Source organism: Nocardioides alpinus (assembly GCF_900112035.1).
GTDB classification, from domain to species: domain Bacteria; phylum Actinomycetota; class Actinomycetes; order Propionibacteriales; family Nocardioidaceae; genus Nocardioides; species Nocardioides alpinus.
The window spans coordinates 167,809-180,844 of the sequence record NZ_FOKC01000005.1; the positions used below are offsets into that span (position 1 = coordinate 167,809).

Here is a 13,036-nt window from a genome sequence, read left to right on the forward strand (position 1 = left end):
GCACGCAAGGCACGAGAGGACCTGAGATGACGCAGATGACCACGCCACCGGAGGTCGTGGCCCCACCCGAGGGTGAGCGGTCGCCGGTGATCGAGATGCGCGACATCTCCATCACCTTCGGGGCCGTACGCGCCCTCGACCGCGTCTCGCTCCGGCTCTTCCCCGGTGAGGTGCACGCCCTGATGGGCGAGAACGGCGCCGGCAAGTCGACGCTCATCAAGGCCCTCACCGGGGTCTACACCATCGACGCGGGCGAGGTCATCGTGGAGGGCGAGCCCCACGAGTTCCACTCCCCGGCCGCCTCGCAGGAGGCCGGCATCAGCACCGTCTACCAGGAGGTCAACCTGGTCCCGAACCTCACCGTCGCCGAGAACATGATGCTCGGGCGCGAGCCCCGCCGCTTCGGCGCGATCAGCGTCCGCGACATGAACCGCCGCGCCCGCAGGACCCTGCTCCACCTCGGTGTCGACATCGACCCGCGCTCCACCCTCGACGAGCACCCCATCGCCATCCAGCAGCTGGTGGCCATCGCCCGTGCCGTCGACGTCGAGGCCAAGGTGCTGATCCTCGACGAGCCGACCTCGAGCCTGGACGCCGACGAGGTCGAGAAGCTCTTCACCGTCATGCGCCGCCTGCGTGACGAGGGCGTCGCCATCGTCTTCGTCTCCCACTTCCTCGACCAGATCTACGAGATCGCCGACCGGATGACCATCCTCCGCAACGGCAAGCTCGTCGAGGAGCGGATGGTCGCGCAGACCACGCAGCTCGAGCTGGTCCGCTCGATGATCGGCCGCGAGCTCGAGACCCTCGACCGGCTCGACTGCGAGGCCCCCAAGACCGACGCCGAGACCGGCGTACCCGTCCTCAAGGCCATCGGCCTGGGACGCAAGAACTCCCTCGAGGCCACCGACCTCGAGCTCTTCGAGGGCGAGGTCGTCGGCATCGCCGGCCTCCTCGGCTCCGGACGTACGGAGCTCGCCCGCCTGCTGTTCGGCGCCGACACCGCCGACACCGGCGAGCTGACCTTCCGCTCCGAGCGCCGCAAGCTGCGCAGTCCGCGCCACGCGATCGACCGCAAGGTCGCCTTCTCCAGCGAGGACCGCAAGGCCGAGGGCGTCGTCGGCGACCTGACCGTCGCCGACAACATGCTGCTGGCGCTGCAGGCGTCGCGCGGCTGGCTCCGCCCCATCCCGCAGGCGATGCGCACCCAGCTGGTCGACGACTACATCGCGGCCCTGGACATCCGTCCGGCGGACCCTCACGCGCTGATGCGCAACCTCTCCGGTGGCAACCAGCAGAAGGTGCTCCTCGCGCGCTGGCTGATCACGCAGCCCGAGATCCTGATCCTCGACGAGCCCACCCGCGGAATCGACATCGGCGCCAAGGCGCAGATCCAGGCCAAGGTGGCCGAGCTCGCAGCCCAGGGGCTGTCGGTGGTGTTCATCTCCGCCGAGCTCGAGGAGGTGCTGCGGCTCAGCGACCGGCTGGTCGTGATGCGCGACCGTCGCAAGATCGACGAGCGGGTCAACGCCGACGTCAGCGTCCGCGACGTCCTGGAGATCATCGCCGGCGAGGCCCACCCCGAGCCCCAGGCCGAGCCGCAGTCCGAGGGAGCCACCCATGTCTGAGTCCTCTTCGCGCGCCGCACGCCTCCTGCGCCACCCGCTGCTCTGGCCGGTGCTCGCGCTGGTCGTGCTGCTCCTGGTCAACGTCGTGGTCAACCCCAACTTCCTCAACGTGCGGATGCAGGACGGCCACCTCTACGGCAACGTCATCGACATCATGCGCAACAGCGCGCCGGTGATGCTGGTGGCGCTGGGCATGACGCTGGTCATCGCCACCCGCGGCATCGACCTCTCGGTCGGCGCGATCGCCGCCATCGCCGCCGCGGTCGCGTGCACCCGGATCATCGGTGCCGGCGACGAGGCGGCGCTCACGACCGCGGTGATGGCGATGACGTACGCCGTCGTGGTCTGCGTCGCGCTCGGCGCCTGGAACGGCTTCCTCGTCTCCGTCCTCGGGATCCAGCCGATCATCGCGACCCTGATCCTGATGGTCGCCGGCCGCGGCATCTCGATGGCGATCACCGACGGCCAGATCACCACCGTCAACAACCCGTTCTTCAGCGACCTGGCCTCGGGCTTCGTCCTGACGCTCCCGCTGGCCTTCCTCATCGCGATCGCGGTGCTGGCCTTCACCGCCGTGCTCACCCGCCGTACGGCGCTGGGCATGCTCATCGAGTCGGTCGGCATCAACCCCGAGGCGAGCCGCCTGGCGGGGGTGCGGTCCCGCACGATCATCTGGACCGTCTACGCCTTCTCCGGCTTCTGCGCCGGTCTCGCCGGCCTGGTCATCGCCGCCAACACCAACTCCGTCAACGCCAACAGCCTCGGGCTGTGGATCGAGCTCGACGCGATCCTCGCCGTCGTCATCGGCGGCACGTCGCTGGCGGGCGGCCGGTTCTCGCTGATGGGGACCTTCATCGGCGCGCTCTTCATCGCGACCCTCGCGCGCACCATCCCCAACATCGGGATCCCCTCCGACCTCAACTACCTCTTCAAGGCCGTCGTGGTCATCGCCGTGTGCCTCGTGCAGTCGCCCAAGGCCCGCGCGTCCCTGCGCGTACGACGTACGGGCCCGCCCACCTCGGGACCGGCGCCCACCCCGGCACCCGCCCCCGCTCCCGCCAAGGCAGGTATCTCCTCATGAGCACCGCGACCGTCAACCCCGGCTCTGCGTCGACGTGGGACCGCGTCCGCTCCTTCACGCCGCCCCCGCGCTACTACCCGATCCTGGCGACCCTGGCCCTCTTCATCGGCCTCTTCGGTCTCGGCGGGATGCGCTACGAGGGGTTCTCCGACCCGCAGGTGCTGCTCAGCCTGCTCATCGACAACGCCTTCCTCATCGTGCTCGGCGTCGGGATGACCTTCGTCATCCTCACCGGGGGCATCGACCTCTCGGTCGGATCGGTGGTCGCGCTGTCCACGATGATCGCGGCCAAGACGCTGCAGATGGGCTGGTCGCCCTACGCCTCGATCACGGCCGTGCTGCTCACCGGCACAGTGCTCGGCCTGCTGATGGGCCTGCTCATCCACTACTTCGACATCCAGCCGTTCATCGCCACGCTGGCGGGGCTGTTCCTCGCCCGCGGCCTGACCTACCTGATCAGTGTCGAGTCGATCTCGATCAGCGACGACACCTTCACCCAGCTGGCCTTCAAGACGGTCTACATCGGTGAGTACTACATCCGCTGGACGGCGATCATCGCCCTGGCGACGGTGGCCATCGCGGCCTTCGTGCTGGCCCGCACCCGCTTCGGGCGCACCGTCTACGCCATCGGCGGCAGCGAGAGCTCGGCGATGCTGATGGGCCTGCGCGTGGCCTTCACCAAGGTCGGCGTCTACGTCATCAGCGGCTTCTGCGCCGCCCTCGCCGGCCTGCTGTTCTCCCTCTACATCCTCTCCGGCAACAGCCTCCACGCGATCGGGATGGAGCTCGACGCCATCGCCGCGGTCGTCATCGGCGGCACCCTGCTCACCGGCGGACGGGGGTACGTCGTCGGCTCGCTCCTCGGCGTGATGGTGCTCGGCATCATCAAGACCCTCATCTCCTTCGACGGCACCCTGAGCTCGTACTGGATCCGGATCATCACCGGCCTCCTGCTGCTGGCGTTCGTCGTCGTGCAGCGCTTCGCGACGCGGCGCCGATCATGACGCTGAGCGAGACCCAGCCGCCGGCCCGCACCCCGGTGATGGCCGACGTGGCGCGACTGGCGGGGGTGTCCCACCAGACGGTCTCGCGCGTGATCAACGGGCAGAACAACCTGCGTCCTGCGACCCGCGAGCGGGTCGAGCAGGCCATCCTCCAGCTCGGCTACCGCCCCAACTCCGCGGCCCGCGCGCTGGTCACCCGACGCTCCGCGACCATCGGCGTGATCGGCTCGAAGAGCGGCTACTGGGGTCCGTCGACGGTGCACCGCACCATCCAGGCGGCGGGTCGCGAGGCGGGCTACTTCGTCAGCTCGGCCAACCTGCAGAGCCTCACCCGCGAGGAGCTCGTCGACGCGATCGACCACCTCCGCGGCCAGGCCGTCGAGGGCATCATCCTGATCTCGGCGACCAACGAGGCGCTCGAGGTGGCCCGCGCCCAGGAGCACCTCGGCATCCCGGTCGTCGTCGTCGAGGGCGACCCCGACAAGACCCGCTGGACCGTCGGCGTCGACCAGGTCGCCGGCGCCGAGCTCGGCACGCAGCACCTGATCGACCTCGGGCACACCGACATCGTGCACCTCGCCGGACCGCTCGAGTGGACCGAGGCAAGGGCGCGGCTGCAGGGGTGGCAGAACGCGATGTACGCCGCGGGCCTGCGTCCCGGCCAGCCGGTGACCGGCGACTGGTCCGCCGCCAGCGGCTACGAGGCCGGCCTGGAGATCGCGGCGCGCGACGACGTCACCGCGGTCTTCTGCGCCAACGACCAGATGGCCCTCGGCCTGCTGCGCGCCCTGTCCGAGGCCGGCCGGGGAGTGCCCAGCGGCCCGCGCGGCGTCAGCGTCGTCGGCTTCGACGACATCCCCGAGGCGGCGTACCTCATCCCGCCCCTCACCACCGTCCGCCAGGACTTCCAGGCCGTCGGGCAGCGCGCGATCGAGATCCTGCGCGCCGCCCTCGGCCAGGTCCCGGCACCCGAACGCCTCATCGGCGCCGAGCTGGTCGTCCGCGCCAGCACTGCAGCGCCCGTCCGAGCAGTGCCTGTCGAAAGGACCCCATGAGCACCGCGAACACTGTCGACCACGAGCAGTACGTCGTCGGCGTCGACTACGGCACCCTGTCGGGCCGGGCGGTCGTCGTCCGCGTCTCCGACGGCGCCGAGCTCGGCACCGGCGTACACCCCTATCCGCACGCGGTGCTGGAGCGCTCGCTCCCGGCCTCGCTCGCCGGCACCGAGCGGGCCCTCCCGCCGGAGTGGGCGCTGCAGGTGCCCGAGGACTACCGCGAGGTGCTGCGCGTCGCCGTGCCCGCTGCGGTCAAGGCCGCGGGGATCGACCCGGCCCACGTCGTCGGCATCGCCACCGACTTCACCGCCTGCACGATGGTCCCGACCCTCGCGGACGGCACCCCGCTCAACGAGGTCGACGGACTCGCCGACCGGCCGCACGCCTACGTCAAGCTCTGGAAGCACCACGCCGCACAGGGCCAGGCCAACCGGATCAACGAGCTCGCCCGCACCCGCGGCGAGGCCTGGCTGCCGCGCTACGGCGGGCTGATCTCCTCGGAGTGGGAGTTCGCCAAGGGCCTGGAGCTGTTCGAGGACGACCGCGAGGTCTACGACCGGATGGACCACTGGGTCGAGGCGGCCGACTGGATCATCTGGCAGCTCTGCGGGACGTACGTCCGCAACGCCTGCACCGCCGGATACAAGGGGCTCTACCAGTCATTCGGGGGCCAGGACGGGGAGTACCCGTCCGCCGGGTTCCTCGGCGAGCTGTCGCCCGGCTTCCAGACCTTCGTCGCCGACAAGCTCGAGCACGCCATCGGCCAGCTCGGCGACCGGGCCGGCACCCTGACTGCAGAGGCAGCCGAGTGGACGGGTTTGCCGGAGGGCATCGCCGTGGCCGTCGGCAACGTCGATGCCCACGTCACCGCGCCCGCCGCGCAGGCGGTCGGCCCCGGCCAGATGGTCGCGATCATGGGCACGTCCACCTGCCACGTGATGAGCGCCGAGGTGCTCCGCGAGGTGCCGGGCATGTGCGGCGTCGTCGACGGCGGCATCGTGTCGGGCCTGTGGGGCTACGAGGCCGGCCAGTCCGGCGTCGGCGACATCTTCGGCTGGTTCACCGAGCACGGCGTCCCGGCCTACGTCACCGAGGCCGCCGCCGCGGCGGGGGAGGGCGTGCACGAATACCTCACCCGGCTCGCGGCCGACCAGGAGATCGGCGAGCACGGTCTCGTCGCCCTGGACTGGCACTCCGGCAACCGGTCGGTGCTCGTCGACCACGAGCTCTCCGGCCTGGTGGTCGGACAGACACTGGCCACCCGCGCCGAGGACGTCTACCGGGCGCTGCTCGAGGCGACCGCCTTCGGCACCCGCGTCATCGTGGAGACCTTCCGCGACAGCGGCGTGCCGGTGGAGGAGTTCATCGTCGCCGGCGGGCTGCAGAAGAACGCCCTGCTCATGCAGATCTACTCCGACGTGACCCGCCTCCCGCTGTCGGTCATCGACTCCGAGCAGGGCCCCGCCCTCGGCTCAGCGATCCACGCGGCCGTCGCCGCCGGGGCGTACGACGACGTGGCCTCCGCCGCCAAGCAGATGGGCAAGGTCAGGCGGCACGTCTTCGTGCCCGACGAGGCCCGCGCCGCGGCGTACGACGCCCTCTTCGAGCAGTACCTCGCGCTCCACGACCACTTCGGGCGCACCACCACCACGATGCGCCGGCTCAAGGCGATCCGCCGCGACGCGGTCGCGCGCAGGACGTACGAGGTGTCCGCATGACCGCCGTCTCCGACGCCACCGACACGATCCTGCGGCTCCGCGCCGAGGTGTGCGCGCTGCACGAGCAGCTCACCCGCTACCAGCTGGTCGTGTGGACCGCGGGCAACGTGTCGGCGCGCGTGCCCGGCCAGGACCTCCTGGTGATCAAGCCCAGCGGGGTGTCGTACGACGACCTGACGCCCGCCAACATGGTCGTCTGCGACCTCCAGGGCCGCGTGGTCGAGGGCGAGCACGCCCCGTCGTCGGACACCGAGGCGCAGGCCTACGTCTACCGCGAGATGCCGCACGTCGGGGGAGTGGTGCACACCCACTCGACGTACGCCACCGCGTGGGCGGCGCGCGGCGAGGCCGTGCCGTGCGTGCTGACGATGGGCGCCGACGAGTTCGGTGGCGAGATCCCGGTCGGGCCGTTCGCGATCATCGGCGACGACTCGATCGGCCGCGGGATCGTCGACACCCTGCGCGACAGCCGCTCGCCGGCGGTGCTGATGCGCAACCACGGCGTCTTCACCATCGGGCCGACCGCGAAGGCGGCGGTCAAGGCCGCCGTGATGTGCGAGGACGTCGCGCGCACCGTGCACATCTCCCGCCAGCTCGGCGAGCCGCTGGCCATCGACCAGCAGCACGTCGACGCCCTGTTCGACCGCTACCAGAACGTGTACGGCCAGCGCTGACCGCGCGATCACCTCCACCACGACCGCCACGAGCAGTCACCACCACCTGATCCACGAAGGAAGTCCCATGAGCATGACGTCGACGCCCACGCCCGAGGTCTGGTTCCTGACCGGCAGCCAGTCCCTCTACGGTCCCGAGACGCTGGACCAGGTCGCGGCCCAGTCGCAGGGGATCGTGGAGCGCCTCGTCGAGGTGGGCGACCTGCCCGTCAACGTCGTGTGGAAGCCGGTCCTGATGGACGCCTCCTCGATCCACCGGCAGATGCTCGATGCCAACTCGGACCCGGCGTGCGTCGGTGTGGTGGCGTGGATGCACACCTTCTCCCCGGCCAAGATGTGGATCGCGGGCCTCGACGCGTTGCAGAAGCCGTTGCTGCACCTGCACACGCAGGCGGGCATGGAGCTGCCGTGGTCGACGATCGACATGGACTTCATGAACCTCAACCAGGCCGCCCACGGCGACCGGGAGTTCGGCTACATCCAGTCGCGCCTCGGCGTGCTGCGCAAGACGGTCGCAGGCCACGTCGACTCGCCGCTCGTCGCGCAGCGCATCGGCCACTGGGCCCGCGCCGCGCTGGGTCGCTCGGAGCTGCGCAGCCTCAAGCTCGCGCGCTTCGGCGACAACATGCGCGACGTCGCGGTCACCGAGGGCGACAAGGTCGAGGCCCAGCGCCGCTTCGGCGTCTCGGTCAACACCTACGGCGTCAACGACCTTGTCGCGGTGGTCGACGCGATCGGTGACGACGACATCGACAAGCTGGTCACGGAGTACGCCGACACCTACCGCGTCGCGCCCGAGCTCCTCGTCGGTGGCGAGCGGCACGAGTCGCTGCGCTACGGCGCCCGCATCGAGCTCGGCCTGCGCTCCTTCCTCACCAGCGGCGGCTTCAACGCCTTCACGACGAACTTCGAGGACCTCGGCGGGCTGCGCCAGCTGCCCGGCCTGGCCGTGCAGCGGCTGATGGCCGACGGCTTCGGCTTCGGCGGCGAGGGCGACTGGAAGACGTCGGTGCTGCTGCGCGCCACGAAGGTGATGGGCGAGGGACTGCCCGGCGGGACGTCCTTCATGGAGGACTACACGTACCACCTGGTTCCGGGGCAGGAGAAGATCCTCGGCGCCCACATGCTCGAGGTCTGCCCGACCATCACCACCCAGACCGCGTCGCTCGAGATCCACCCGCTCGCCATCGGCGGTCGCGAGGACCCCGTACGCCTGCGCTTCACCGCAGACCCCGGCCGCGCCGTCGTCGCCGGCCTCTCGGACCTGGGCGACCGCTTCCGCCTGACGGTCAACGACATCGACGTCGTCGAGCCCGACGAGGACCTCCCCAACCTCCCCGTGGCCTGCGCCGTCTGGGAGCCGCGCCCGTCGCTGTCGACCTCGGCGGAGTCCTGGCTGATGGCCGGTGCCCCGCACCACACCGTGCTCTCGAAGGCGGTCGGCGTCGAGATCCTCGAAGACTTCGCCCAGATGACCGGTGTCGAGATGGTCGTGATCGACGACGACACGACGACGCGGTCGTTCCAGCGGGAGCTGCGGTGGAACGCTGCGTACCACCGGTTGGCGGAGGGGTTGTAGGAAGGAGCGGGGGATCCGCGCGCCCCTGGGTCGACACCGGGTGGGAAGTCAACTCAGGTTGCTGTTGAGGTGCTCCCCGCGGATCGCTGAAGCTCACGGTCGGCCTGCATCAAGGCCTCGACCCGACCCTCATGGCTGTGCCTCTTGAGGCTCCCGCTCGGAAGCGGCGGCAGCGCTCGTCAACCGCGGCCTCACAGTAGGGGCACGAGACCATCCTCGCGAGATCCCACATGCCGGCGCTAATGGGGTCGTGCTTCATCTCGGCCTCCTGATCGGTATATCGAACAGAGTCCCGTCGCGCGGGCAGCAGGCAATTGCGGGCGGACGAGGCAAGGGCACTCGCGGCGGTAAGACGTGGGCTGCTCCGCGGACGAGTTGAACCCCCGCACGATGCGCCGGGTCCGTGACCGCGGCTATCGGAATCACCTTGGAACCGTGAGCGAGCTGAATATTCAGCCCGCGGTTCGCCCGCTCGATAACCTGCGGCTCATGACCATCGACCCAGCGTTGCGGCAGCTCGCGTCCGAGATCGAAGATGGCGCGGCGCTTCCGTCACCTCGATGCCCTGACTGCGGCGTCGGGACAGTGTCCTTTGCAGCGCCGACCAAATTTGAGACGGCCGGGATGAGAGAAGCAAGAAAGCATGACGCGTACGACCCGGACTGGGAGAAGGGAACCTTCGTCATGCAAGGCGTATGCGGTGCACACACGTGCCAGCAGGTCGTGGTTGCAACTGGTACGTGGCGGGTGGATTACGGCACGACGGGCGGGTATCCCGAGTCCTACGCCGATCAGTTCGCTGTCTTTTACAGAGTGAGGCAGGTGCATCCGCCGTTACGCCTGATGGAATTACCTGATGACGCCGCCGTAAACGAAGCACTCGGGGGGATCGCTGAAGGGCTGCTGACTGCCGGTGCCGTTCTATTCACTGCTCCCGGGTTGGCGGCGACTTCCCTTCGGGGCTGCATCGAGCGCTTTCTGTCCAACGCGGGAATCTCGAGAAAGACTGCGAAGGACCGGTTCCGCCCGCTTGACCGTCGACTTGTGGAATGGCGAGAGAAGGACGCCGATCGCGACGGCATCGCGGATTTGATGCTTGCAGTCAAGTGGCTTGGCAACACAGGCACTCACGAGGACAGCGTTCTAACAGCCGCCGACGTACTAGAGGGTGCCCGGCTGCTCGACGAGGCGTTCCACCGGCTTTACGTGTCTCCTGCGATCACAGCTGCGGCGGCAGCAATCAATGCGGCTGAGGGGCCGGTGACCTTCTAGAAATTCTAGCTTCGTGGATTCGCGGCGGAATGCAGCACCTCGGGCGCCGGCGGCGCTGAAGTTCGAGACGCAGTTGCACTAGACACGACCCCGGTGTTTTCACTCACGCTTGTCGTATGACGAAGATTGAGCAGAGCCTCCGCGCCGCACTGGCTGACTACGAACGCGATCTCATCGCCGCGGGGAAGGCGCCAGACACCGTGCACACCTACGTTGACCGCGCGGAGCGGTTCATCAAGTACCTCGTCGGCTCCTACGTGCCCTGAGGTAGCGGCGCTGCGACTCCGCGACGCCGCGGACGCGGAGCTATGAGGCAGGCTCTGGGGCGGGCTCAGGGCGATGCGGCCTAGAGCTCTCCTCGCACAACGACGCATCAGATGGCGATCAACTGCCGTTAGCATTCATAGATGGTGAGTGAGTTGGGCGGTCGCCGCATCACCGCACGCCAGTGGGAACTCCAAGCCGCGGACGAGTGGTTCGCGTACCGGCGAGACATGAACTCCGATAGCGCGCGGTTCGCCAGTGATTTCTGCGAGGCGGTCACGCTCCTCATCGTCCGCGCAGTAGGTGAGAACGTGGGTGCCGCCAAGCGAGTCCTCGCTCAACTTGGACTAACTCTGAGCAGGTGCGATGAGCTCGACTTCGAAGAGTTTGACCAAACACTGGCCTACGCACTGTGGCACGAAGTGGATCGATATCACCGCGTCACGCAAGCGCTAGACATGCTGTTCGAGCGTGGAGTCCTGCCCATAGCAAAACCCGCGCGCCGATTTCGGATGCTCGAGGTGGGTTCTGGTCCCGCGCCGGCGGGATACGCGACTGTGGACTATTTCGCTGCCCTCGGCGCGTGGACGCAGCAACAGATGACTGGCTTCCATAGTTCTGGTTCTGTCGAGGTGCATACGCTCGACCGCGGCCCGGCTTGGGGACAAATGATTCACCGTCTTTCCGAGGAGTTGCTACTAGTCGCTCGCAGCGGCGCCGCGCGTCCCTTCGTGCGCACGGACCGCTTCTTCGACGTCACCTACAACGATTTGCGCGGCTTTAATCCGCGCGAGTTGCACAACCAGACGCGAGACCGCCACCTGGGTCGGCTGTTGGAACCACGCTGGGCCGAGGATGATGACGGCCTCGTGGACTTCGACACGTGGTTCGCTGTGTCTGATCGTCAGATCGCGGAGACGTTGGCAGCAAAGGCTGCTCCGCCGTCAGCGTATGACCTCATCGTCGTGGCCAACTTCATTACGAATGAAGAGATGTTGCAGATGCTCAAGCCCGACGTGGAGGTTCTGGCTCGGTCTTTGGTTCCGGGAGGGGTCCTGCTCATTCTGAGTGCACCAGGCGCGAAGTACACCCCGATCTGGGAGCAGATACGCGACCTGGCCCAACGTGCCCGGCTTGAGCACGTGGTGGACGAGGTAGTTGGTGCTCATCGCGAACCGGCGACACATACGCAAGTAGCCAGCGCGACCATCAACGCACTTCGTCACCTAGACCGCCTAGTTCCGAATGCCTGGGACACAGCCGAGCTGCCGGATGCGGTCCTAGCCGAGGTCGTCTCAGCACTTTCCGTGCCTGCCTCAGCTCCGATTGAGGAAGCGGCTGCGCGGTTCGGCCCGTACCCGCACTTCCAGGTCCATGCTTTCAAGCGTGGGCACCGAGCCATTTCTCTGAAGGAGCGGAAGCGGTTCTCTCTGCGCACAGCCACTCAGAAATAGGACTCGGGGCAGGCTTCGGAGAGGCGCGTCGGTGGCTCGGGCGACCAGGAGCCCTCAGTGTTCGTTCGAGCGGGAGCTCTGCGTTTCGCAGGCTCCACCCGAGTTGGACGTGGGGCCAGCGCCATCTCAACGTCGATCGGCTGAAGGGTTCAGGCACCCTCGCGGCGAAATGACGCATGTGCGGCGCGCCAATCACAGCGTGGCGTGCGATTCGCAGCCGTACTAACTTCACCCGTTCGGACTCGTCGCGGCGTCCCTGCAAACAGATCCAGTCGCATAACAAGACGAGCCACGCGGCCGTCGGCCTCGCGCTGTTGTGTTCAGGCTGCAGACCGTACGGGGGGTCTAGGACGACTGGTGACCGGGGGTTGAGAACTCGATCGGGGTGTACCCGATCTCGGTGAGGAACCGGTTCGACAGATCGACTACGCCGTGAAGAATGCCGGCCAAAGTCGCCTCCAAAGGAAGGCCAGCGCCGCGGGCCGGGTCAGTCATCGCTGGCGCGATGTTCAGTTCGAGACGCGAGTCCTCCACTTGGAAGCCGAAGTACGCGGCGTCACCGAGTGGATCGGCGAACCTTTCCGCTGGGTTGACTCGGCACCGGTAGGTAGGGACCACCTCTGCCGCAGTGTGGTGCTTGTCCCGGTTGCTCAACTCGAGCAGCCAGCCGCTCCAGTCCGTGCCAGTGAACGGCTGTATCTCACCAATCCATTCAGCATGCTCAGCGGTCACCCCGGGTATTGACCGCCGCTTCTCCTTGCCCCACTTGCTGGCTTCATTCACCAACGGGAACTTCGTGCCACTTCGCGCCGCCCCGCTGTCCAGCCAGACCAAGTGGTAGGCGCAGTAATCCAAGGCAGTCCTCGCGTGATGCAGGACCTCGCTGGCGAGGTAAGTCAGGGTCCGCGCGCTTGCCGATTGCGACCGCGACCAGTCCTCTAGGCTCAACTCAAACTGATCGGGCGTCTCTTTCCGGGCCCGTACGACAGGGTGGCCGGTCCACTCGTCGGCGAGATCCGGGATGCGCCGCTGCAACTCTTGGAGCCGCTCAGCGGCGGTTACAACGCGCCACCCAACTGCCCGGAAGTTCGGCCTAGATGTATCCAACACTGGCACGAGTGCGAGATGTGCCTGTTGAGGTTCGTCGGTCAACACCGCTTCATCGTCGCATCGCGACCTGAAAGCGGTCGGAGTGTCGCGTGCCCGCCACGCACCTTCACCCAGGCGGAGCTCCGTCGAGGTCGTGGGCCAAATCGTGTCGCTTGGAGGACGGTGGGACGAACAGGGAAGTGTCCGCTCGGCCG

The 13,036-nt window shown here is 68.0% G+C and carries 11 protein-coding genes; 10 read left to right on the forward strand and 1 reads right to left on the reverse strand.

The genetic code is table 11. The annotated features are described in order from the left end of the window. Nucleotides 1-26 precede the first annotated feature (26 nt). From BM127_RS12320 to BM127_RS12360, 10 genes are all read left to right on the forward strand, one after another. Nucleotides 27-1,628, forward strand: coding sequence for a sugar ABC transporter ATP-binding protein (locus BM127_RS12320; protein ID WP_232786064.1), 1,602 nt, complete (start codon nucleotides 27-29; stop codon nucleotides 1,626-1,628). Beyond that, nucleotides 1,621-2,709: an ABC transporter permease gene (locus tag BM127_RS12325; RefSeq protein ID WP_091198968.1), complete on the forward strand. Its 1,089-nt coding sequence runs from the start codon at nucleotides 1,621-1,623 to the stop codon at nucleotides 2,707-2,709. The genes BM127_RS12320 and BM127_RS12325 overlap by 8 nt, the downstream gene beginning before the upstream one ends. Next, nucleotides 2,706-3,713: a galactofuranose ABC transporter, permease protein YjfF gene (gene yjfF, locus BM127_RS12330; protein ID WP_091198969.1), complete on the forward strand. Its 1,008-nt coding sequence runs from the start codon at nucleotides 2,706-2,708 to the stop codon at nucleotides 3,711-3,713. Before BM127_RS12325 ends, yjfF begins: the two co-directional genes overlap by 4 nt. Then, nucleotides 3,710-4,768, forward strand: a complete 1,059-nt coding sequence (locus tag BM127_RS12335; RefSeq protein ID WP_198554377.1) for a LacI family DNA-binding transcriptional regulator — start codon at nucleotides 3,710-3,712, stop codon at nucleotides 4,766-4,768. The genes yjfF and BM127_RS12335 overlap by 4 nt, the downstream gene beginning before the upstream one ends. Next, the gene (gene araB / locus BM127_RS12340; protein ID WP_091198970.1) at nucleotides 4,765-6,489 is read left to right on the forward strand and encodes a ribulokinase; all 1,725 of its coding nucleotides are present in this window, start codon (nucleotides 4,765-4,767) and stop codon (nucleotides 6,487-6,489) included. The genes BM127_RS12335 and araB overlap by 4 nt, the downstream gene beginning before the upstream one ends. After that, a complete protein-coding gene (locus BM127_RS12345) occupies nucleotides 6,486-7,163 on the forward strand; it encodes an L-ribulose-5-phosphate 4-epimerase (RefSeq protein ID WP_091198971.1) in 678 nt (225 codons plus the stop codon). Before araB ends, BM127_RS12345 begins: the two co-directional genes overlap by 4 nt. 67 nt (nucleotides 7,164-7,230) lie before the next feature. Beyond that, on the forward strand, nucleotides 7,231-8,742 hold the full coding sequence (gene araA, locus BM127_RS12350; protein WP_443678030.1) for an L-arabinose isomerase: 1,512 nt from the start codon (nucleotides 7,231-7,233) through the stop codon (nucleotides 8,740-8,742). Nucleotides 8,743-9,177: 435 nt separating this feature from the next. Then, the gene (locus BM127_RS12355; RefSeq protein ID WP_157829597.1) at nucleotides 9,178-10,014 is read left to right on the forward strand and encodes a DUF4145 domain-containing protein; all 837 of its coding nucleotides are present in this window, start codon (nucleotides 9,178-9,180) and stop codon (nucleotides 10,012-10,014) included. A gap of 116 nt (nucleotides 10,015-10,130) precedes the next feature. Beyond that, nucleotides 10,131-10,280: a hypothetical protein gene (locus tag BM127_RS22280; RefSeq protein WP_157829596.1), complete on the forward strand. Its 150-nt coding sequence runs from the start codon at nucleotides 10,131-10,133 to the stop codon at nucleotides 10,278-10,280. A 141-nt stretch (nucleotides 10,281-10,421) separates the two neighbouring features. After that, nucleotides 10,422-11,732 carry a hypothetical protein gene (locus tag BM127_RS12360; RefSeq protein ID WP_091198973.1) on the forward strand — a complete coding sequence of 437 codons (1,311 nt, stop codon included), beginning with the start codon at nucleotides 10,422-10,424 and terminating at the stop codon, nucleotides 11,730-11,732. A 345-nt stretch (nucleotides 11,733-12,077) separates the two neighbouring features. Here BM127_RS12360 and BM127_RS12365 read toward each other — a convergent pair whose 3' ends face one another. Continuing rightward, a complete protein-coding gene (locus tag BM127_RS12365; protein WP_139227723.1) occupies nucleotides 12,078-12,887 on the reverse strand; it encodes a hypothetical protein in 810 nt (269 codons plus the stop codon). Nucleotides 12,888-13,036 lie beyond the last annotated feature (149 nt).

Bases quoted from the DNA above. Each gene is read 5' to 3' on its own strand.
- yjfF (WP_091198969.1), top strand. From the start codon at position 2,706: ATGAGCACCGCGACCGTCAACCCCGGCTCTGCGTCGACGTGGGACCGC.
- araA (WP_443678030.1), top strand. From the start codon at position 7,231: ATGAGCATGACGTCGACGCCCACGCCCGAGGTCTGGTTCCTGACCGGC.
- BM127_RS12320 (WP_232786064.1), top strand. From the start codon at position 27: ATGACGCAGATGACCACGCCACCGGAGGTCGTGGCCCCACCCGAGGGT.
- BM127_RS12335 (WP_198554377.1), top strand. From the start codon at position 3,710: ATGACGCTGAGCGAGACCCAGCCGCCGGCCCGCACCCCGGTGATGGCC.
- araB (WP_091198970.1), top strand. From the start codon at position 4,765: ATGAGCACCGCGAACACTGTCGACCACGAGCAGTACGTCGTCGGCGTC.
- BM127_RS22280 (WP_157829596.1), top strand. From the start codon at position 10,131: ATGACGAAGATTGAGCAGAGCCTCCGCGCCGCACTGGCTGACTACGAA.
- BM127_RS12325 (WP_091198968.1), top strand. From the start codon at position 1,621: ATGTCTGAGTCCTCTTCGCGCGCCGCACGCCTCCTGCGCCACCCGCTG.
- BM127_RS12345 (WP_091198971.1), top strand. From the start codon at position 6,486: ATGACCGCCGTCTCCGACGCCACCGACACGATCCTGCGGCTCCGCGCC.
- BM127_RS12360 (WP_091198973.1), top strand. From the start codon at position 10,422: ATGGTGAGTGAGTTGGGCGGTCGCCGCATCACCGCACGCCAGTGGGAA.